A 21,405-nucleotide genomic window follows, 5' to 3' on the forward strand; every position below is an offset into this window, starting at 1 on the left:
GGCGGCACAGTCGCCTGCGCCGCCGTTCGAAATTTCCGATTTTTGAGCGCTTAACGCTTGCCCACCGGGACAAACGGACGATGCGCCGCACCGGTGTAGAGCTGGCGCGGGCGGCCGATCTTCTGCGCGGGGTCCGAGATCATTTCGTTCCACTGCGCAACCCAGCCGACGGTGCGGGCGAGTGCGAAGAGTGCGGTGAACATCGTCGTCGGGAAACCGATCGCCGACAGGATCACGCCCGAATAGAAATCGACGTTCGGGAACAGCTTCTTCTCGACGAAATAGGGATCGTTGAGTGCCATTTCCTCAAGCTGCAGCGCAACTTCGAAGACGGGGTCGTTGACCTTGAGCGCGTCGAAAACCTCGCGCACCGTCTTCTGCATCACGGTCGCGCGCGGATCGTAATTCTTGTAGACGCGGTGACCGAAGCCCATCAGGCGGAACGGATCGTCCTTGTCCTTCGCGCGCGCGATATATTCGGGGATGCGTTCCGGGCGGCCGATTTCGCGCAGCATGTTGAGCGCTGCCTCGTTCGCGCCGCCATGCGCGGGGCCCCAGAGGCAGGCGATGCCCGCTGCGATGCACGCGAACGGATTGGCGCCCGACGAGCCGGCGAGGCGGACTGTCGAAGTCGACGCATTCTGCTCGTGATCGGCGTGAAGGATGAAAATACGGTCGAGCGCGCGTTCGACGGCGGGAACCACCTCATATTCCTCGGCGGGGACGCCGAAGGTCATGCGCAGGAAATTGCCGGTGTAGCTCAGCGAATTGTCGGGATAGACGAAGGGCTGGCCGACCGAATATTTGTAAGCCATCGCGGCGATCGTCGGCATTTTCGCGATCAGTCGGTGGCTGGCGATCATACGCTGGTGCGGATCGTGGATCTCGGTCGAGTCGTGATAGAAAGCGCTGAGCGCGCCGACGACGCCGCACATGACGGCCATCGGGTGCGCGTCGCGGCGGAAACCGCGGTAAAAGGTCGCGAGCTGTTCGTGCAGCATCGTGTGACGCGTGATCGTCGTGTCGAAATCGGCCAGTTCCTGCGCATTCGGCAGCTCGCCGTTGAGCAGCAGGTAACAGGTCTCCATGAAGCTCGAATGTTCGGCGAGATCGCCGATCGCATAACCGCGGTGGAGCAGCACGCCCTCGTCGCCGTCAATATAGGTGATCTGCGATTCGCAGCTCGCGGTCGAGGTGAAACCGGGGTCGTAGGTGAACGCGCCGGTCTGGGCGTAGAATTTGCGGATATCGACGACGTCGGGGCCGACGGTGCCCGACAGGACAGGGCTGTCGACGGTCTTGTCGCCCAGCGTGATTTTCGCGGTGTCGGTCATATTTTATTCCCTGTACTGACGGCGGGGAGAGAGAGTCGCTACGCCCCTGCCGGATAATGTTGCGCTGCGTCAAGTCGGGCCAGACTGACATCTCGTCCGAGCAACAGCAGCACGTCGAAAATTCCGGGGGAAATGGTTCGGCCGGTTAGTGCAGCGCGTAGGGGTTGCGCGAGTTTTCCGAGCCCCAGTTCGGCGGCTTCGGCTTCGGCGCGCACGGCGGCATCCAGCTCTTCTGTCGTCCAGTCGTTCAGCCCGCGCAGCCGCTCTGTCACAGCGGCAAGCAGGCCTTCGGGTGAGGCCCTTAGCACCTCGGCCGCCTTTTCGTCCACCGGCAACGGGTCGGGCTGGAACAGGAAAATTGCGCCATCGGCGATTTCGTCGAGGGTCTTGGCACGCGGTTTCAGCGACTCCATCGCGCGCATCAGCAGATCGCGGTCGGCGCCGTCCAGCGCGCGGCCGACCAGCTTTTCGACCCGCGGCGCGACCAGATCGGCGAGCCGGGCATCGTCGGCCTCACGGAGATAATGGCCGTTGAGATTTTCCAGCTTTTTGAAATCGAAACGCGACGGCGAACGGCCGACCTGCGCGAGATCGAACCACTCGGTCGCCTGCGCGCGGCTGATGATTTCATTGTCGCCATGTCCCCAGCCGAGGCGGAGGAGGTAATTGTTCACCGCTTCGGGCAGATAGCCCATTTCGTCGCGATAGGCGTCGACGCCGAGCGCCCCGTGGCGCTTCGACAGTTTCGCGCCGTCGGCCCCGTGGATGAGCGGAACATGCGCATAAACAGGCTCGCGCCAGTTCATCGACCGGATGAGCGCGAGCTGGCGGAACGCATTGTTCAGATGATCGTCGCCGCGAATGACGTGCGTCACGCCCATATCATTATCGTCAACGACGACGCTGAGCATATAGGTCGGCGTGCCGTCGCTGCGTAGCAGGACGAAATCGTCGAGCTCGGCGTTCTGGACGGTCACATCGCCCTGAACCCTGTCGGCGATCGTTGCCGCGCCGTCCTGCGGTGCGCGCAGGCGGATGACGTGCGGCACCGACGGATCGCCGTCGTCGCGGTCGCGCCAGGGGCTACGGACTCGGAAGGGCAGGCGCTTTTCCTGCGCCTCGGCGCGCATCGCGGCGAGTTCGCCCTGCGTCAGGTAGCAGCGATAGGCTTCGCCTTTCGCGAGCAGTTCCGCCGCGACCTCGGCATGGCGCGGCGCGCGCGCGAACTGAAACACTGTCTCGCCGTCCCAATCGAGGTCGAGCCACTGCATGCCGTCGAGAATCGCGTCGATCGCTGCATCGGTCGATCGCGCTCGGTCGGTATCCTCGATGCGGAGCAGGAATTTCCCGCCATGATGCCGCGCGAACAGCCAGTTGAACAAGGCGGTGCGGGCGCCGCCGATGTGCAGGAAACCGGTCGGCGAGGGAGCAAAGCGCGTCACGACGTCGGCGCCGGTTGCCTCGCCGGTTGCCTTAGGGGTCGCTTCTGCCACTTTGGTTTGGTTTTCGGTTGCCACTATGGCCTCTTTCACTCAATTTGCCGCCCTTCTGAGCGGGGATCGGGGGAGCCCCTAGCATGGCGACAAGGCTGCTTCAAACGCCCATTGCCGCACGCTGGACAAGTATCTGGCGCGGCGCGGGTGACGCGCTGGAAGCGCGGCTGGAGGCGGAGCGCGAGCGGATCGGGCTCTGGCTGCCGGTCGCGCTCGGCGCCGGTGTCGCGGCCTGGTTCGCGCTCCCCGCGAAGGCGCACTGGATCGGATTGCTGCTCTTGCTCGCGGGCGGCCTGTGCGGGGGGCTGCTGATCGGCTGGCAGAGCCGCCTCGGACGGCTTGTTGTCGTGGGGTGCGGCGCGATGGCGGCGGGCGTGCTGCTCATCTGGACGCGTGCCGTCTGGGTCGCGGCGCCGGTGCTGGCCGGACCGGTCGTGACCGAATTCTCCGCGATCGTCGAGCGCGCCGAGCCGCTGCCTGCCAAGGGGCAAGTTCGCATTCTCGCTCTACCGCAAAACCGTGCGGACCTGCCGCCGCGAGTGCGATTGACGTTGCGTAGCGAGCAGGCCGCGACGCTTACCGATGGCGAAACGATCGGGGTCAGGGCGCGTCTGATGCCGCCACCGACGGCGAGCCTGCCGGGCGGATATGATTTTGCGCAACGCGCGTGGTTCGACCGGATCGGCGCGGTTGGAACAGTGCTGGGTGACGTTTCTCGCGTGCCGGGAGCCGGAACGGCCACGCCGCCGCTGCGCGCGCGGCTCAGCACTCATATTCATGGGCAGGTCGATGGGTCGGCGGGAGGCATCGCCGCCGCGCTGGTGACGGGCGATCGCGGCGCGATCAGCGAAGCGGATGAGGAGGCGATGCGTCGCAGCGGGTTGGCCCATCTCCTGTCGATCAGCGGGTTGCATGTGACCGCGGTCGTCGGTTTTGCGATGTTGCTCACGATGCGGCTCCTCGCGCTGAGCCGAAGGCTAGCGCTGGCGGGCTATGTCCTGCCGCTCGCCGCGGCCGCCGGAGCGCTTGCCGGCGGCGGGTACACGCTGCTTGCCGGGGCCGAGGTGCCGACACTGCGCTCGTTTATCGCCGCGCTGCTCATACTCGTCGCCTTTCTCATGGGCCGCGAGGCCCTGACCTTGAGGCTCGTCGCCGCGGGCGCGCTGATCGTGCTGATCTGGCGCCCCGAATCACTCGCCGGACCCAGCTTCCAGCTGAGCTTTGCAGCGGTCACCGCGATCATTGCGCTGCATGAAAGTCGGCCGATGCAGGCCCTCCTTGCTCGGCGGGACGAGTCGGTGGTGATCCGTTTGGGACGCGGCGTTGTGGGGTTGCTTCTCACTGGATTGGCCGTCGAGATCGCGCTGGCACCGATCGCTTTGTTTCATTTTCACAAGGCGGGGCTGTACGGTGCACTCGCCAATGTCGTCGCGATACCGCTGACGACCTTTGTCATCATGCCCGCCGAGGCGCTCGCCTTGTTGTTCGACAGCGTCGGGCTCGGAGCGCCCTTCTGGTGGATCACCGAACAAGCGTTGCTCGCGCTGATCGGGCTGGCGCACGGCGTCGCCGATGCGCCGGGTGCGGTCGCCATGATGCCGAGTTTTCCGGGCTGGGGCTTTGCCCTCGCGATATTCGGCGGACTCTGGTTGCTGCTTTGGAAGACGCCATGGCGCCGCGCGGGTGCGGTGCCGCTGGCGATCGGCATGGCGGCGCTGCTTGTCCAGCCGCGCCCCGACCTGCTTGTCACCGGCGACGGCCGCCATATCGCGGCCGCCTCGCCCGACGGCGGCTATGCGCTGCTCCGCGACGGGGCGGGCGACTATGTGCGCGACAGCATGGCCGAGGCCGCCGGGGTCGACGCCCCGTTCGCCGCCTTGGCCGAACTCGACCACGTCGAATGCAATCGCGATTTCTGCCGCTGGAGCCAGGGTGAGGGACCCGCGCTGCGCATCATCCTCGCCTCGCGTGGCCGCGACCGGATCGAGGGACCCGAGATGGCGGCGGCCTGCGCCGCCGCCGACGTCGTGATCAGCGACCGCTGGCTACCGCACGAATGCGTGGGGCGCTGGATGACGATCGATCGGGACAGCCTGGCGACAAGCGGCGGACTGGCGCTCTATCTCGGCGAAACGCCCGAAGCCGTCGCCGCGCTAAAAGCGGGCGACGGACATCCGTGGCGTTTGCCGCAGCAGCTCAGTGGTAACGACGAAGCAATCCCGACAGGCGGCCCTGCACGATGACACGTTCGGCGGGGTAGCGCTGCGGTTCGTAGGCGGCATTCGCCGGGTCGAGGCGGATCATCTGCCCTTCGCGGCGGAAATATTTGAGCGTCGCGTCCTGCCCGTCGACCAGCGCGACGACGATATCGCCCTCGCGCGCGGTGCTGGCTTTCTGGATCAGCGCATAATCGCCGTCGAAAATGCCCGCTTCGACCATCGAGTCGCCCGACACTTCGAGCGCATAATGTTCGCCCGAGCCGAGCAGCGCGGCGGGGACAGCGAGGTTGTTGTGATCCTCGAACGCCTCGATCGGCACACCGGCGGCGATCTTGCCGTGTAGCGGAACCTCGATGATGTCGTTGGCAGCGATCGGCTTGAGTGCCGGGGGTGCCTTGCGGAGCGGGACGACATTTTCACGTACCGGCGCGGCAGCTTTCGCAGCCTCGGGCACCTTGAGCACCTCCAGCGCGCGTGCGCGGTTGGGCAGGCGGCGGAGAAAGCCCCTTTCTTCCAAAGCGCTTATCAGGCGATGTATGCCGGATTTCGACTTCAGGCCCAGCGCCTCCTTCATCTCCTCGAACGATGGCGAGATGCCGCTCGTGTCGAGACGTTCCTGGATGAAGTGGAGCAGCTCATGCTGCTTTGCGGTCAACATCGGTCGTTCTCCATGATGCCAGTTCCGGACATAGGGAGAACGATAGTGGAACAAAGCGGAACTTGTCAAGCGATGACGATATAGTCCGCCATGTCGCCTGCCACGCGCGCCGGCGCGCCAATGTCGCGGATCAGCAAGGCATTCGCCGATGCAAGCGGCAGCGTGAGCCCGCTTTCCTGTCCGAAGCGCGGAGTCAGCCGTCCCCCGTCGAGTCGCGCGCGGAGATAGTCGCGGCGGGTGCCGCCCTCAGCCAGCGCCGCGGCGAGCGGCGCACGATGCACGGCGGGAAAAGGATCGCGCGCGCCGGCGAGGTGGCGGACGAGCGGGAGAAGGAACAGTGTCGCAGTCACATATGCGGACGACGGATTGCCGGGCAGGCCAAGCAGGATTGCGTCGCCAAGTGTTCCGGCGATCAGCGGCTTGCCCGGACGCATCGCGATTTTCCAGAAATCGAGCTGGCCGCCGGCGTCTTCGAGCGCGCCGCGGACATGGTCGTGATCGCCGACCGAGGCGCCGCCGACGGTGACGACGACGTCGTGACGTCGCGCCAATTCCTTGAGAACCTTGGCAAGTGTCGCGCGGTCGTCGCGGATATGGTGCGGCAGGATCGCTTCGGCGACCTCGCCGACGAGCATCGCCGCGAGCATCGCGCCATTGCTGTCGGGGATCTGGCCGGGGGTGAGCGGGTGCCCCGGCTGGACGAGTTCGTCGCCGGTGGTGAGGATCGCGACGCGCGGACGGCGGCCGACGGCAAGCTGGCCCGCACCGCTCATCGCCGCCGCGGCGATGGCACCGGGCGTCAGGCGCGTGCCCGCCGGCAGCAGGCAATCGCCCGCAGCGAAATCGGCGGCGCGCGCGCGGATATGCCGGCCGCGCGTGCCGGGACCATCGCCCGTGAGGGTCAGTTGCTCGCCGTCGCGTGCGACGTCCTCCTGGACGATCACCGTGTCAGCGCCGGCGGGAAGCATCGCGCCGGTGAAAATCCGCATCGCCTCTCCGGCTTCCACGCGGCGGTCGGGTGCCGTCCCGGCGGCGGCTTCGCCGATGACCGACCATGGCCCGGGCAGATCGTCGAAACGGATCGCATAGCCGTCCATCGCCGACAGCGGCGCGGCGGGCTGGTCGCGCAAAGCGACGATATCGCTCGAAAGATAACGGCCAAGCGATTCGGAAAAGGCGATATTTTCGCTGGCGAGTGGCGCACGCAGCGCGAGCAGCCGGGCTTGCGCTTCCTCGACGGGAAGCAGCCCGTTCATTCGGCGCGCCAGTCGCCGGAGCGCCCACCGCTCTTTTCGAGCAGGCGGATGTCGCCGACTATCATAGCGCGGTCGAGCGCCTTCGCCATGTCGTAGAGCGTCAGCAGCGCGACCGAGGCCGCGGTGAGCGCTTCCATCTCGACCCCGGTTGGGCCGGTCGTCTGTGCGGTCGCGGTGACCGATATCCCGCTGTCTTCCCAAGCAAAATTGACACCAACCTTGGTCATCGCGAGCGGATGGCAGAGCGGGATGAGGTCGGCGGTGCGCTTGGCGGCCATGATCCCGGCGATGCGTGCGGTCGAGAGCACGTCGCCCTTCGGCGCATTGCCGCTGCGGATCGCTTCGAGCGCGGACGGCGACATGGTGATGCGGCCACCGGCGATCGCGCGGCGCTGCGTCGCGGGTTTGGCGCCGACATCGACCATCGACGCAGCCCCGCTTTCGTCGAGGTGCGTCGGCCGCGTCACGCCGCGGCGCCCGTCAGCAGCGTGCGCGTTGCCGCCGCGACGTCGGGCTGGCGCATCAGGCTTTCGCCGACGAGGAAGGCGCGAACACCGCTCTCCGCCAATCTTTCGCAGTCGGCATGGCTCGCGATGCCGCTTTCGCCGACGAGCAGGGTGCCCGACGGGACCAGCTTTGCAAGGCGTTCGGTAACGGCGAGGTCGGTTTCGAAGGTGCGCAGGTCGCGATTGTTGACGCCGATCAGCCGCGACTGGAGCCGGGTCAGCGCGCGGTCGAGTTCGACCTCATCATGCACCTCGACGAGCACATCCATGCCGCGCTCGATCGCTGCGGCCTCGATCTCGCGCATCACGCCGTCGTCGAGTGCGGCGACGATGATCAGGATCGCGTCGGCGCCGATCGCCCGCGCTTCGGCGACCTGCCAGGGGTCGACCATGAAATCCTTGCGGAGCGCGGGGAGGGGACAGGCGGCGCGGGCAGCGATCAGATAATCCTCATGTCCCTGAAAATAGGGCGCGTCGGTCAGGACCGACAGGCACGCGGCGCCGCCGGCGGCATAGGCGCGGGCGTGATTGGCGGGGTCAAAATCCTGTCTTATCAGCCCTTTGGATGGTGAAGCCTTCTTTACTTCGGCTATCAGGCCGAAATCGCCCGCGTCGATCTTTGCCTGCAAGGCGGCGGCGAAGCCGCGCACCGGACCTGCGTCGATCGCATCGAGGTCCGCCAGGGAGCGCGCGGCGCGGCGCTCGGCGACTTCGTCGGCCTTGGTGGCAAGGATTTGCGTCAGCTTGTTCATTTATAGGCGATCCAGCAATTGAGCAGTGCGTTGGCAAGGCCTTTGTCGATCGCCTCGGCGGCTTCCTCGACGCCTTCGAGCGGTGTGTCGACGACACCCGCGACTATGAGCGCTTCGGCGGCGTTATAAAGCACCGCGTCGCGGTAGGCGCCGGGCTCGCCTTCGAGCAGGCGGCGCAGCGCCCTTGCGTTATATTCGGCGTCGCCACCGCGGATTTCTTCGAGCGAGCGCGTCGGAAGCCCCGCGTCGGCGGCCAAGCTGCGCTGCATCCGGACGCCCTCGGGCAGGACCACCGCGACCTCGTTGCCGCCCGCAAGCGACAGTTCGTCGAGGCCCTCGTCGCCCGAAATGACGCGTGAATGTTCGGTGCCGAGCCGGTGCAGCGCCTCGGCGTAGACGGGAACATAGGCGGGGCGAGCGATGCCGACGAGCTGCCGCGTGACGCGCGCGGGGTTGGCGAGCGGCCCCATCAGGTTGAAGATCGTCCGCCGCCCGATCGCCTTGCGGATCGGCATGATGCGCTTCATCGCCGGATGGCGCGTCCCGGCGAAGAGGAAGCAGATGCCGAGGTCGGCGAGCTGTTCCTCGGCCTGCCGGTCGGCTCGCTCCATGTCGAGGCCGAGTGCCTCCAGCGTATCGGCGGCGCCAGATTTCGAAGAAGCCGCCCGATTTCCGTGCTTTGCGACCGGAACCTCGCACGCCGCGACGACGATCGACACCGCGGTCGAGACGTTGAGCGTATGATGGCCGTCGCCGCCGGTGCCGCAGACGTCGATCGCGCCGGCAGGGGCATCGATCGGGATCAGCCGGTCGCGCATCGCCTGCGCCGCGGCGGCAATTTCGACCATCGTTTCGCCGCGATCGGAGAGCGCGGTCAGAAATTCGATGATATTCTCGTCGCTCGCGCCGCCGTCGAGCATCGTTGCGAAGGCGTCGGCCGCCTCGCCATGTTCGAGCAACCCGGCGGGGTCGGGAAACGGGCCGAAGCGGCTCATGCGGCTTTCCGTTCGCCGACCGGCAACCCCGCGATTTTCAGGAAGTTCGCGAGCATCGCATGACCATGTTCGGTCGCGATGCTTTCGGGGTGGAACTGAACGCCGTGGATCGGGAGATCGGTGTGGCGGAAGCCCATCACGGCGCCGTCGTCGCTCGTCGCGTTGATCACGAGGCTCGTGGGAATATCGACGACCTCGAGGCTGTGATAGCGCGTCGCCTGAAAGGGTGAGGGCAGGCCAGCGTACAGCCCACTGTTGTCGTGGCAGACGGGCGAGGTCTTGCCGTGCATCAGGTGGCCGCGCTGGACCGTGCCGCCGAAATGCTGGCCGATCGCCTGATGGCCGAGGCACACGCCGAGCAGCGGGCGCCGCGCTTCGGCGCACGCGGCGACGAGGTCGAGGCTGATTCCCGCCTCGTTCGGCGTGCAGGGGCCGGGCGAAATCAGGATCGCGTCGGCGCCGGTTGCGAGCGCGTCGGTTGCGGTCAGCGCATCGTTGCGCTCGACGCGCACGTCGACCCCCAGCTCGATCAGATAATGAACGAGGTTGAAGGTGAAGCTGTCATAATTGTCGATGACGAGGATCATGGAGGGCGCACTAACGATTTTGCGGGGGTTGGGGAAGGGATAGAAGCTTTTCAGGGCGCAACTCTTCCTTCGTTACTCCGCCATCAGTTTCGCAAGGTCGTCCTTCCAGAATTTCGCCCAGGTGTGCGTGCTGTGGCCCTTGGTTTCGGCACTCGCGGGGATGAGGATGAACTTCGTCGTCTTCAACCGCGCGGTCGCCTTTTCGGTGATTCCATAGGCGGGTGGGTTGATGAAATCGTCGGCCGAGTTGATCCAGAGCACCGGCACCTTGATCTTTTCGAGGTTCGGCCAGGGATTGTAGGTGCGCGAACTGTCAAGCTGATAGATGGTGTCGTTCGCGTCGTTGCGGCCATAGGTGCGCGCGAACGCCTCATCCTTGTATTTCTCCGCCGCTTCGCGCGTCGGATATTGCGCCTGCAGCGCGTATGGATTGGCGCCGGCAATCATGCTGAGCGAGGCCGCAGTGCGCAGGCCAGCCGCAGGTGGATCGGTGTAGTTGCCGCCCTTCCACAGCGGATCGGCCTTGATCGCGTCGATCGACAGCGTGCGCCACATGCGGTTCTGCCCCGCGATTTCGACGGGCAGGCAGGCGAAGGGCGCGAGCTTTTCTGCGAAATCGGGCCAAGTCTCACCCCAGATGAAGGCGTGCATGCAGCCCATCGAGGTGCCGAGGATGAGCTTCAGCTTCTTAACGCCGAGCTTTTCGGAGAGCATCCGGTGCTGAGCGCTGACCATGTCGGTGTAGTCGTAGCGCGGGAATTGCATGCGCATCCCGTCGCTCGGCTTCGACGAGCCGCCGTGGCCGATATTGTCGGGCAGGATGACGTAATATTTCTTCGTGTCGAGCAGCTGGCCGGGGCCGAACAGCTCGTTCGCGAACTGCGGCTGGAAGAATTGTTTTCCGGTGCCGCCGGTGCCGTGGAGGAGCATCACGGCGTTGGTGACATTGCCCTTGGTGTCGCGCCGCGGCGTGCCGAGCGTTGTATAGTGGATCTTGAGCTCGGGGAGCTTTTCGCCGCTGGCGAAAGCGAATTCCTTGAGGATCGCGTCGCCTTCGGCAGCGCCCTCGACGGTCTGGGCGTGAGCCGGGACAGGGACGGCGAGCAGCAGGGCGAGCGGGGCAAGATATTTACGCATGGCCGGACGCTAGCGTCCGGCCTGATCAGGTCAAGCTATTGCCCGTACCCCGGCGTTCCCGCCAGCCGCACCGCCTCGCGCGCCGCGGCGAAGAGTGCGCCCGCCTTGGCCTCGCACTCGCGCTGTTCATAGGCGGGGTCGCTGTCGGCGACGATACCCGCGCCCGCCTGGACGTGCATTTCGCCGTCCTTGACGATCGCGGTGCGCAGGACGATGCAGCTGTCCATATTGCCGTCGGGGGCGAAATAGCCGACGCCGCCGGCGTAAGGCCCGCGCGCATCGGCTTCGAGTTCGGCGATGATCTGGCAGGCGCGGACCTTGGGCGCGCCGCTGACGGTGCCTGCCGGGAAGCCCGCGAACAGCGCGTCGATGGCGTCCTTGTCGGGCGCGATGCGGCCGATGACGTTCGAGACGATGTGCATGACGTGGCTGTAGAATTCCACGGTGTAGCTGTCGGTGACGGTGACGGTTCCGCCGATCGCGGCGCGGCCGACGTCGTTGCGGCCGAGGTCGAGCAGCATCAGGTGCTCGGCGCGTTCCTTGGGATCGGCGAGCAGGCTCTCGCGGTTCTCGGCGTCCTCGGCGCTGGTGCGGCCGCGCGGGCGGGTGCCCGCGATCGGGCGGATGGTGATTTCGCCGTCCCTCACTCGCACGAGGATCTCGGGCGACGAGCCGATCAGCGCGAAGCCGGGGAGGTCGAGGAAATAGAGAAAGGGCGAGGGGTTGATGCGGCGGAGTGCGCGGTAGAGGTCGAAGGGCGGCAGGTCGAAGGGCGTCGAGAAACGCTGCGACAGCACGACCTGAAAGATGTCGCCGGCGGCGATATAGTCTTTCGCGGTCGCGACCATTTTCGCGAACTGCGCGGGCATCGTTGCGGGGTTCGCCGCGATGTCGATCGGGAGCGCGCCGGTCGACGCGCGGTCGGTGTGCGCGCTGACGCTCGACAGCCGCGCGGCGATGATGTCGAGCCTTTCCTGCGCTGCTTCGATCATCCGGTCGATGGCGCCCTCCGGATCGGGCCAGATCGGCGCGATCAGGAAGAGTTCGTCGGCGAGGCGATCGAACACCAGAATGACCGTCGGGCGCACGAACACCATGTCGGGCAGGCCGAGCCCGGCACCCGGTGCACGCGGGATGCGCTCGACGAGGCCGATCGTTTCATAGGCGAAGAAGCCGACGAGCGTCGCGAGTGCCTTGGGCAGGCCTTCTGGCACGTCGAAGCGGCATTCGGCGACGAGGTCGCGCAGCGCCTGAAGCGCGGGGGTTTCCAGCGGCTGGAACGCATCGCGGTCGCGGCGCCAGTCGCGGTTGATCCGCGCGGCATCGCCGGTGACCTCGAACATCAGGTCGGGGTCTAGGCCGAGCAGGCTGTAACGCCCACGCGTCTCGCCGCTTTCGACCGATTCGAGCACCCAGTCGCCGCGCCCCGGCTCGATCAGCTTGAGTGCCGCCGAAACGGGCGTTTCGATGTCGGCGATCAGCCGCTGCCAGACGACTGCACCACGCCCGCCAGCGAGCGCTTCGAGCGCGGCAGCTCTTCCCTCGAGGCTCACCCTTATTCGGAGACCGGCGCGGTGCCGGTCAGCTCGGCGCGCAGCTGGTTCACGAGATCCTTGTTGATCGTCACGCCGACGCGGCGCTTGGCTTCGGCGGCGAGTTGTTCGATCAGCTCATTGCCGAAGGCGGGTGCAAGCGGCTGAGCGATCGCGGCGACGCGTGCGGGTTCGATCGATTTCGGATCGGGGCGCCGAACCTCATTGAGCGCGATCACCATCCAGCCGCGGTTGCCGGGGATTTCGAGCGTCTTGACGCTGTTCTTCGCCATAGAGAAGAGCAGGGCGAGTTCGGGCGGAACGGGCTTGCCGCCCGCGCCAAGTTCGGCACGGCGGCCACCGATCGTTTGGACATTGCCGATATTGGGGCCGGCGGCGGCGACGGCTTCGCTGAGGGGCTTGCCACCTTCGACCGCCTTGACGATCGCGCGCGCCTTGCCGCGAGCGACCTTCTGCCCCTCGGCAAAGCGCCATTCGCTGAGCAAGTCGGCGCGGATTTGCGCGAAGGGCGGCGGCGCGGCGGCGGTGATCGATTTCACCGCATAAACCGCGAATTTCTCATTCTCGACCAGCGTCGCGATATGGCCTTCGCCTTCGCCCGCGGCCTGGAAAGCCTGCGCGACGAGGGGCGCCAGTTCGGGTGCGGGGGTGAAAGCCGGCTGGGCGGGCGCGCGGCCGCTGGGCAGGATCGCGGGCGTTTCGACCAGCTGGAGTTTGCGGTCGGCGGCGATTTCCTCGACAGACGCGCCGCCATTCACGGCGTCCTGGATCGCGTTATAATAATCAACGATCGCCTCGTTCGCCTTGTTCTTGGCAAGCTCAGTACGGATCTCGGCACTCGCGTCGGCGAGGCTGCGCGCGGGTTTGGCCGTCACATCCTCAACGCGCGCGACGGTCCAGCCGAGGCCGGTCTGCGTCGGGCCGATCAGGTCGCCGCGCTTGGCGGCGAAGGCGGCCTTGGCGGCCGCAGCGCTGCTCGTCGCGGCAAAGGCCGACTGGGTCAGATCGCCGGTGGTCGAAGCCGAGAGGCCCGCCGCCTGCGCCGCGGCAGCGAGCGGGGTGCCGCCACGAACCTTGGCGGCGAGCGCGGTCGCCGCCGCCTGATCGGGAACGATCACCTGCGCAAAGCGGCGCGTCTCGCTCGCCGTATATTGCGCGGCATTGTCCTTATAGACTTTGGCGATTTCGGCGTCGGTGACGGCGGGAACCGGCACCGCGGCGCGATCGAACAGCGCGTACTGGATGACGCGGCGCTCGGGGACAGTGAACTTGGCGCTATTCTGCGACAGGAAGGTCTTCAGCGCGGCGTCACCGGGGTCGGCGGTCGGTGCGAAGGGGCTTGCCGGAATGAAGGTCGCCTGTCCGCGGCGCTGTTCCATCAGCAGGGCGGCATAGGGCTGCGCCATGCCCGGCGCGATGCGGGGCATCATGGCGATCGGCGCAGCGAGCTGTTCGATCAGGAGCTGCTGGCGCAGGTCGCGGCGAAGCTGGGTTTCGGTGAGGCCGTTCTGGCGCAGGAAATTTTCGAACACCGTCTGGTCGAACTTGCCCGATACGCCGGCAAAGGCGGGCAGATCGGCGATGCGGCCGTCGATCAGCCGCTTGCTGACGCTGAACCCCATGCCGGTCGCGAACTGGTCAAAGGCGCTCCCCTCGACGAGTTGATCGAGCACCTGGTCGAGCCCGCCGCCTTCGACGAACGCGGCCATTGTCAGCCCTGGCTGGCGCTGGCGCGCCTGGTCATAAGCTTGCCGGGCCCGGTCGCGCAGTTCGCCGACGCCGATCTGTTCGCTGCCGACCTTGGCGACATTGGCGCCGCCGAGCCCGCCAAAACTCGAATTGCCCGTCACATCACCCAGCGCGAAGGCGAGGCCGACGAGGACGACGAAGCCGAGGGCAAGGAATTTGCCGATCGTCGAGGCAAACATGGCGCGGATAGCGGTAATCATGGAGCGGGCATTCTTTCCGGCAGGGCGCGGGTCACGCGCGATTGCGCGCTGCTTTAGGCGGGAGGCGGGGCCGCATCAAGGCCGGAAAGGGGCTTTTCACCCACACGCGACGCGGCTTGCCTATCGCGCCTATGCGCCGCTAGGGCGAGAGCAGGGTTCGAATATTGGGAGACGCAGACAAATGACGCGGCGCAAATATGTGGTGGGCAACTGGAAGATGAATGGGCTTTCGGCGGCGATCGACGACGCGCAGGCGATCTTCGCCGCAGCGGACGATCATGCCGCTGTCGATGTCGCAATCTGCCCGCCCTTCACTCTGATCGGCGCGATGGTCGCCGCCGCGCCGGGCAAGGCGGTCGGCGGACAGGATTGCCATAGCGCTACGTCAGGCGCCTTCACCGGATCGGTCGCGGCGGCGATGCTAACCGATATCGGCGCGAGCGTTGTGATCGTCGGGCATAGCGAGCGCCGCGAAGGTTTTGCCGAGAGCGACGCCGATGTGCGCGCGAAGGCTGAAGCGGGCCTTGCTGCCGACTTGTCGGTGATCCTGTGCGTCGGCGAACCGCGTGAGGTTCGCGAATCGGGCGGCGCGATCGATTATGTGCTCGCGCAGATCGCGGGATCGGTGCCGGACAGCTTCGATCCGCACCGGCTGGCCATTGCGTATGAGCCGATCTGGGCGATCGGGACCGGGCTGGTGCCGACGGTCGCCGATGTCGCGGCGATGCACGGCGCGATCCGCGGCGCGCTCGCGGCGCGGTTCGGCGGCGCGGCAGAGGATATGCGCCTATTGTACGGCGGGTCGGTCAATGGCGAGAACGCCGCCGAACTGCTCGATGCCGGCGATGTCGACGGCGCGCTGGTCGGCGGCGCAAGCCTGACGGCGGCCAAGTTCGTGCCGATCGTCGCGGCGGCCGCCTCGCTCGGCTGATCCTATGGGTTGAAGCGAAGCCGCTTCGTCTCTATGTGCGCCGCGGGCGCGGTCCGTTTGAGGCCGCGCAAGTTCGGGAAAATATGATGTCCAGTCTCTTCACCTTCATCCTCGTCCTGCAGGCGCTCGTCGCCGCGGTGATGATCGGCGTCATTTTGATGCAGAAGTCGGAAGGTGGCGGCCTGGGCGTCGGCGGCAGTCCCGCAGGCCTCCTTTCGGCGCGGGGCGCCGCGGATTTTATGACCCGTGCGACGACGATCCTCGCGACGGCCTTCGTTGCACTGTCGATCGTGCTCGCGGCGATGGCCTCGGTCGGTCGCAGCGGTTCGACGATCGACACCTCGCTGTCGAAAACGGCGCAAACTAGCGGCGCGGCTCCGGCCTCGTCGCTGACCGGTCCGGCGCAGCCCGCTCCTGCTGGCGCGGCGCCTGCGGTGGCGAGCGACGATCCGCTGGCGGCCGCAGCTGCAGCGGCATCGAGCCAGGAAGCCGCACCGGCACCGGCGCAGGCACCCCCCGCCAAGAAATAACCGGCGGCTTCGGCCTCCACCTTAAACCCGCCCGGCGGAAATTATTTCCGCCGGATGCGATTCGACGGCTTGCGCCGTCCCCCTCCCGTTGAGTAAGTCTTTCCTCCCATGGCGCGGTTCATTTTTATCACCGGCGGCGTGGTCTCCTCGCTTGGCAAAGGTTTGATGGCGGCTAGCCTCGCAGCCTTGTTGCAGGCGCGTGGCTATCGTGTCCGTATCCGGAAATTCGATCCCTATCTGAACGTCGATCCGGGCACGATGTCGCCCTATCAGCACGGCGAGGTCTATGTGACCGACGACGGCGCCGAAACCGACCTCGACCTCGGCCATTACGAACGCTTTACGGGCGTTGCGGCGCGGCAGAGCGACAATGTCACGTCGGGCCGCATCTATCAGGGCATCATCGCCAAGGAACGCCGCGGCGACTATCTGGGCGCGACTGTGCAGGTCGTCCCGCACGTCACCGACGCGATCAAGGAATTTGCGCGCGCCGATATCGACGATCTCGATTTCGTGCTCTGCGAGATCGGGGGGACGGTCGGCGATATCGAATCGCTGCCGTTCATCGAGGCGATCCGCCAGCTCAAGAATGAAGAGGGGCGCGAAAACGCGATCTCGGTCCACGTCACGCTGGTGCCGTACATCGCCGCCGCGGGCGAACTCAAGACCAAGCCGACGCAACACAGCGTGCGCGAACTCGCGTCGCTGGGCGTCCAGCCCGACATCCTGCTTTGCCGCTGCGAAAAGCCGCTGCCCGAGAGCGAGCGCGAAAAAATTGCGCTCTTCTGCAATGTCCGCAAGGAAGCGGTGATCCCCGCGCTCGACGCCGACAGCATCTATTCGGTCCCGGTCCAGTACCATGGCGAAGGGCTGGACAGTGAGGTTCTGCGCGCGTTCGGCATCCACGACGCGCCCGCGCCCGACCTGTCGCGCTGGTACGACATCATGGACCGTAAGCAGCACCCTGAGGGCGAGGTCACGATCGGCGTCGTCGGCAAATATGTGTCGCTGCCCGACGCCTACAAATCGCTCAACGAAGCGCTCGTTCACGGCGGCATGGCGCATCGCGTAAAGGTCAACATTCGCTGGCTCGACGCCGAAATGTTCGAGCGCGACGAGGATCTCGCCGCCAACCTCGAGCCGATGCACGGTATTCTTGTCCCTGGCGGCTTTGGCGAGCGCGGGTCCGAAGGCAAGATTTCGAGCGTGCGCTTCGCACGCGAACGCAACGTGCCCTTCTTCGGCATCTGCCTCGGCATGCAGATGGCGTGCATCGAGGGCGCGCGGAACACGAGCGGCATCGCCGACGCGTCGAGCACCGAATTCGGCCCGACCGACGAACCCGTCGTCGGCATGATCACCGAGTGGATGAGCGACGAAGGCCTGCAGAAGCGCGGCGCCGACACCGACCTCGGCGGCACGATGCGGCTCGGCGCCTATGAGGCGAAGCTGTCGCCGAACAGCCATGTCGCGAGCGTCTATGGCGCGAACGAGATCAGCGAGCGCCACCGCCATCGCTACGAGGTCAACAACGCCTATCGCGAGAGCCTGGAGAAGGGCGGTCTTGTCTTTTCGGGCATGTCGCCCGACGGCATGTTGCCGGAAATCGTTGAGCGCCCGGACCATCCGTGGTTTATCGGGGTGCAGTTCCACCCGGAACTCAAATCGAAGCCGTTCGATCCGCATCCCTTGTTTGCGGGCTTCATCGAAGCGGCGGTAAAACAAAGCCGGCTGGTCTAGCGCCGGGAAAAAGGGGTACAGGGGCAATGGATCACGCGAGACTCGCCGAATTGCAGGGCCCCGACAGCATTTTTTCCGGGCTTTCGGTCGAAGATTGGGCCGAGATCGCCAGCCGCGCGGTGCAGGTCAATTTCGTCAAGGGCAAGGAATTGCTCGTCCAGGGCGACCCGGGCGACATGATGCTGATCCTGACCGAAGGCACCGCGCGCGTGTCGATGCTGACCTCGGGCGGGCGCGAAATCGTGCTCGCCTATGCCGAACCCGGCGCGATACTAGGCGAGATCGCGCTGCTTGACGGCGGCGAGCGCACGGCGTCGGTGACCGCGACGAGCGCGGGCAGCGCGCTCCAGCTTGGCCGCAATGCGCTCAAGGATTTCGCCGCCAGCCATCCCGAATTCGCATGGTCGCTGATGCAGCAGCTCGCACGGCGCCTGCGCACCGCCGACCAGACGATCGAGAGCGACCGCGCCTATGCGTCGGGCCCGCGGCTCGCGCGTTACCTCAAGCGCCTGATTCGCAAGGATGTCGAGGCGTCGCAGCGCGTCGAGCTCAGCCAGACCGAGCTTGGCAATTTTGCGGGGATGAGCCGCGAGCATATCAATCGCCAGCTCAAGAGCTGGGAGGAATCGGGCGTGATTTCGCTGGAGCAGGGCCGCGTGCGCGTCCTCGATGCCGATATGCTCGAGGATATCAGCGAGAGCGAGGGGTAGGCGGGCGTCCGTTATTTAACGGGGGGAGGGCCGATGCGGCATATTCGAGGTGCAACTGTTCGGTCGTGGGTAAGCAAGCATAGCGCCGCTCTAACCCTGCAGGGACTATGGTTGGCCTATGGCATCTATAGCTGGAACAACGACCCGTTCTTTTTATGGTCATGGGCAGCCTGTTGGGTCGCCCTCGCGATCTTTCTGGTCGGTCGGCGCCTGATTGCAAAAGCTGAGGAAAGCTGACCTGTGGCTTGCCGGGAGCCGGAATCACAACGCCCGGGCCTCGCTTTGCGAAACCCGGGCGCCTGTGACGAACACTCGCCATCCCCCTTTGTTGCAGGCCTGGCGAAAGGCCTGCACTCCCTGGAGCCGGGCCTTTGGGCCGCGTTGAACCAGAAGCAGCGTGGGTAGGTCCGCGGGGGGGCTTTGTCACTCTCTGACGGGCAGTTGGCCCTGCTTTTGCCCGGCGCTGTGACCTATCGGCAACACATTCAGCAAATCATTTGCGGTTTGACGCCATGCCGGCGACCATTGCCAGCGGTGGCAGGGCTGCCTAAAGCGGCGCTATGCGTGTCATTCCTCATGCGCCGCAAAGGCACATCGCTCCATGATCCTGCGTCCTTACGAACGCACCATCTTCAAACGCTATATGCTTCCGCAGCGCGGCGAAGGGTTCATCTTCGTCGCGGCGGCGTTCAGCTTCACAGCCGTCATGCTCGGCGTCGCAGCGCTGGTGATCGTGATGAGCGTGATGAACGGCGTGCGTAGCGACCTGTTCGACAAGATCGTCGGCCTCAACGGTCATGCGGTGGTGCAGGGCTTCGGCGGGCGGCTCGACGACTGGCAGGATGTGCTGAAAAAGGCGAAGGCGACGCCGGGTGTGGTTTCGGCGACGCCGCTGATCGAGCAGCCCTTGCTCGGCACCTTCAGCGGGCGCGTCGAGGGCATATTGGTGCGCGGCATGCTGGTACCCGATATCCGCAAGAACGAGACGCTGAACGGCAAGGTGTTGCAGGGCAGCCTCGACACGCTGACCCCCGGATCGGGCAATATCGCGATCGGCAGCGAACTCGCACGCAATCTCGGCGCGACCGTCGGATCGAACCTGACGATCATCAATCCGGCAGGCCGTTCGACGCCGTTTGGCACCGTGCCGCGCGAAATCAGTTATCGCATATCGGCGATTTTCGAGATCGGCGTCTATGATTTCGACAAGGCCTATGTCGTCATGCCGATGGAGGATGCGCAATTGCTCCTGCTGACCGGCGACCAGGTCGGGATGATCGAGGTGAAGACCAGCGACCCGGACAAGGTCGGCGAAATATTGCAGCCGCTCGCCGAAAAGGTCGCGGCACAGGCGGTCGTGTCCGACTGGCGATCGATGAACGCGAGCCTGTTCGAAGCGCTGTCGATCGAGCGCGTCGCGATGTTCGTGATCCTGTCGCTGATCATCCTCGTCGCGTCGTTCAACATCATATCGTCGCTGATCATGCTCGTGCGCGCGAAGACGCGCGACATGGCGATATTGCGCACGATGGGCGCGCCGCGCGACGCGGTGATGCGTATCTTCATGGCGATAGGACTTTCGATCGGTGTTGCGGGAACCATCGCCGGGATGATCGTCGGCTTCTCGCTGCTCTATTTCCGCCAGAGTGTGCTGCGCGGGGTCGAGTTCCTGACCGGCCAGCCGCTGTGGGATCCGTCGATCCGGTTCCTCACCGAACTGCCGTCGAAGCCCGATCCGTTCGAGATTACAGCGATCGTCATCATGGTGATCGTCTTCAGCTTCCTTGCGACGCTCTATCCGGCGTTCAAGGCGGCGAACACCGATCCGGTGCAGGTGCTGCGTTATGAGTGATAAGGTTCTGGAGCTTCACGCACTGAAGCGCAGCTTCACGCAGGGCGACGTCACCATCGACGTGCTGCGCGGGGTCGATGCCCATCTGAAGCGCGGCGAAATCGTCGCGCTGCTCGGACCGTCGGGGTCGGGCAAGTCGACGATGCTGCAGGCCGTCGGCCTGCTCGAAGGCGGGTTCGACGGCACGATCAGCATCGATGGCCATGACGTGACGCGCTACGATCAGGGCGAGCGGACGAAGACTCGGCGCGAGAAGATCGGCTTCGTCTATCAATTCCATCATTTGCTCCCCGATTTCAACGCGATCGAGAATGTGATCCTGCCGCAGTTGATCCGCGGGGCAGGGCAGGCCGAGGCCGAGGAACGCGCGGCGGACCTGCTCGGGCGGTTGGGATTGGCCGAGCGGCTGCATCACAAGCCGAGCAAGCTGTCGGGCGGCGAGCAGCAACGCGTCGCGGTGGCGCGCGCGCTGGCGAATCGGCCCTTGCTGGTGCTCGCCGACGAGCCGACGGGCAATCTCGACGAGGCGACCGCCGACCGGGTGTTCGACCAGTTCGTCAGCCTCGTGCGCGATCATGGATCTGCGGCGCTGGTGGCGACGCACAATGAGCGGCTCGCGGCGCGGATGGACCGCGTGCTGCGCTTGCACGACGGGCGGATCGAGGCGTAGGCTCGCGCGACCAGACAGGGGACGGAATATGGCATTATACGATCTTTCGGCGAAGCTGCCCGGTGGAGGCACGCAATCGCTGGCGGACTATCGCGGCAAGGTGCTGCTGATCGTCAACACCGCGTCGAAATGCGGCTTCACCCCGCAATATGAGGGGCTGGAGGAGCTGTACCGCGACTATAAGGACCGCGGGCTCGAGATCCTCGCTTTTCCGTGCAACCAGTTCGGCGCGCAGGAGCCCGGCGATGCCGCGGAAATCGCGAATTTCTGCTCGCTGACCTACGATGTCAGCTTCCCGCTGATGGCGAAGATCGACGTCAACGGCGACGATGCCGATCCGATCTTCAAGCATCTGAAGAAGGAAAAGACCGGCCTGCTTGGCAGCGGGATCAAGTGGAATTTCACCAAATTCCTCGTCGATCGCGACGGAAAGACCGTGTCGCGCCACGCACCGACGACCAAGCCCGAGCAATTGCGCAAAGAGATCGAGGAACTGCTGGGTTAAGCCTTGGCAGAATCAGTGCTGTCACTGT

At 65.7% G+C, this 21,405-nt stretch carries 19 protein-coding genes; 8 read left to right on the forward strand and 11 right to left on the reverse strand.

Annotated elements, in window-relative coordinates:
- Nucleotides 1-50 precede the first annotated feature (50 nt).
- Nucleotides 51-1,334 (reverse strand): citrate synthase, encoded by a 1,284-nt coding sequence (locus tag V8J55_RS13260; RefSeq protein WP_336446105.1) that lies wholly within the window; start codon nucleotides 1,332-1,334, stop codon nucleotides 51-53.
- 38 nt (nucleotides 1,335-1,372) lie between these two features.
- A complete protein-coding gene (gene gltX / locus V8J55_RS13265; RefSeq protein WP_443030823.1) occupies nucleotides 1,373-2,851 on the reverse strand; it encodes a glutamate--tRNA ligase in 1,479 nt (492 codons plus the stop codon).
- A gap of 59 nt (nucleotides 2,852-2,910) precedes the next feature.
- Here gltX and V8J55_RS13270 point away from each other — a divergent pair, with 59 nt between their 5' ends.
- On the forward strand, nucleotides 2,911-5,070 hold the full coding sequence (locus V8J55_RS13270) for a ComEC/Rec2 family competence protein (RefSeq protein WP_336446106.1): 2,160 nt from the start codon (nucleotides 2,911-2,913) through the stop codon (nucleotides 5,068-5,070).
- On the opposite strand, the gene lexA is transcribed toward V8J55_RS13270, so the two are convergent.
- From lexA to V8J55_RS13315, 9 genes are all read right to left on the reverse strand, one after another.
- On the reverse strand, nucleotides 5,024-5,704 hold the full coding sequence (lexA, locus tag V8J55_RS13275; protein WP_336446107.1) for a transcriptional repressor LexA: 681 nt from the start codon (nucleotides 5,702-5,704) through the stop codon (nucleotides 5,024-5,026). The two genes, V8J55_RS13270 and lexA, sit on opposite strands and share 47 nt — an antisense overlap.
- Nucleotides 5,705-5,769: 65 nt before the next feature.
- A complete protein-coding gene (locus V8J55_RS13280) occupies nucleotides 5,770-6,960 on the reverse strand; it encodes a molybdopterin molybdotransferase MoeA (RefSeq protein WP_336446108.1) in 1,191 nt (396 codons plus the stop codon).
- A complete protein-coding gene (gene moaC, locus V8J55_RS13285; RefSeq protein ID WP_336446109.1) occupies nucleotides 6,957-7,427 on the reverse strand; it encodes a cyclic pyranopterin monophosphate synthase MoaC in 471 nt (156 codons plus the stop codon). Before moaC ends, V8J55_RS13280 begins: the two co-directional genes overlap by 4 nt.
- The gene (gene trpC / locus V8J55_RS13290; RefSeq protein WP_336446110.1) at nucleotides 7,424-8,218 is read right to left on the reverse strand and encodes an indole-3-glycerol phosphate synthase TrpC; all 795 of its coding nucleotides are present in this window, start codon (nucleotides 8,216-8,218) and stop codon (nucleotides 7,424-7,426) included. Before trpC ends, moaC begins: the two co-directional genes overlap by 4 nt.
- Complete coding sequence (trpD, locus tag V8J55_RS13295) at nucleotides 8,215-9,213, reverse strand: anthranilate phosphoribosyltransferase (RefSeq protein WP_336446111.1); 999 nt, start codon at nucleotides 9,211-9,213, stop codon at nucleotides 8,215-8,217. Before trpD ends, trpC begins: the two co-directional genes overlap by 4 nt.
- Entirely contained in the window at nucleotides 9,210-9,800 is a 591-nt protein-coding gene (locus tag V8J55_RS13300; protein ID WP_336446112.1) for an anthranilate synthase component II, read from the reverse strand. The genes trpD and V8J55_RS13300 overlap by 4 nt, the downstream gene beginning before the upstream one ends.
- Nucleotides 9,801-9,872: 72 nt before the next feature.
- Nucleotides 9,873-10,937 (reverse strand): alpha/beta fold hydrolase, encoded by a 1,065-nt coding sequence (locus V8J55_RS13305; RefSeq protein WP_336446113.1) that lies wholly within the window; start codon nucleotides 10,935-10,937, stop codon nucleotides 9,873-9,875.
- A gap of 35 nt (nucleotides 10,938-10,972) precedes the next feature.
- Nucleotides 10,973-12,490, reverse strand: a complete 1,518-nt coding sequence (locus V8J55_RS13310; protein ID WP_336446114.1) for an anthranilate synthase component I family protein — start codon at nucleotides 12,488-12,490, stop codon at nucleotides 10,973-10,975.
- 2 nt (nucleotides 12,491-12,492) lie between these two features.
- The gene (locus tag V8J55_RS13315) at nucleotides 12,493-14,439 is read right to left on the reverse strand and encodes a peptidylprolyl isomerase (RefSeq protein WP_336446115.1); all 1,947 of its coding nucleotides are present in this window, start codon (nucleotides 14,437-14,439) and stop codon (nucleotides 12,493-12,495) included.
- Between the two features lie 181 nt (nucleotides 14,440-14,620).
- On the opposite strand from V8J55_RS13315, the gene tpiA reads away from it, so the two are divergent.
- The 7 genes from tpiA to V8J55_RS13350 all read left to right on the forward strand — a co-directional run bounded on the left by tpiA (nucleotide 14,621) and on the right by V8J55_RS13350 (nucleotide 21,377).
- On the forward strand, nucleotides 14,621-15,370 hold the full coding sequence (tpiA, locus tag V8J55_RS13320; protein WP_336446116.1) for a triose-phosphate isomerase: 750 nt from the start codon (nucleotides 14,621-14,623) through the stop codon (nucleotides 15,368-15,370).
- Between the two features lie 83 nt (nucleotides 15,371-15,453).
- Entirely contained in the window at nucleotides 15,454-15,900 is a 447-nt protein-coding gene (gene secG, locus V8J55_RS13325) for a preprotein translocase subunit SecG (protein WP_336446117.1), read from the forward strand.
- 108 nt (nucleotides 15,901-16,008) lie between these two features.
- Nucleotides 16,009-17,640 carry a CTP synthase gene (locus V8J55_RS13330; RefSeq protein ID WP_336446118.1) on the forward strand — a complete coding sequence of 544 codons (1,632 nt, stop codon included), beginning with the start codon at nucleotides 16,009-16,011 and terminating at the stop codon, nucleotides 17,638-17,640.
- Between the two features lie 26 nt (nucleotides 17,641-17,666).
- Nucleotides 17,667-18,350 (forward strand): Crp/Fnr family transcriptional regulator, encoded by a 684-nt coding sequence (locus tag V8J55_RS13335; RefSeq protein ID WP_037515365.1) that lies wholly within the window; start codon nucleotides 17,667-17,669, stop codon nucleotides 18,348-18,350.
- A 601-nt stretch (nucleotides 18,351-18,951) separates the two neighbouring features.
- The gene (locus V8J55_RS13340; protein ID WP_336446119.1) at nucleotides 18,952-20,202 is read left to right on the forward strand and encodes a lipoprotein-releasing ABC transporter permease subunit; all 1,251 of its coding nucleotides are present in this window, start codon (nucleotides 18,952-18,954) and stop codon (nucleotides 20,200-20,202) included.
- Nucleotides 20,195-20,872 carry an ABC transporter ATP-binding protein gene (locus tag V8J55_RS13345; protein WP_248453694.1) on the forward strand — a complete coding sequence of 226 codons (678 nt, stop codon included), beginning with the start codon at nucleotides 20,195-20,197 and terminating at the stop codon, nucleotides 20,870-20,872. Before V8J55_RS13340 ends, V8J55_RS13345 begins: the two co-directional genes overlap by 8 nt.
- Before the next feature lie 28 nt (nucleotides 20,873-20,900).
- On the forward strand, nucleotides 20,901-21,377 hold the full coding sequence (locus V8J55_RS13350) for a glutathione peroxidase (RefSeq protein WP_248453692.1): 477 nt from the start codon (nucleotides 20,901-20,903) through the stop codon (nucleotides 21,375-21,377).
- Nucleotides 21,378-21,405: the final 28 nt, after the last annotated feature.

The organism is Sphingopyxis sp. CCNWLW2, from assembly GCF_037095755.1.
Taxonomy (GTDB): Bacteria; Pseudomonadota; Alphaproteobacteria; order Sphingomonadales; family Sphingomonadaceae; genus Sphingopyxis.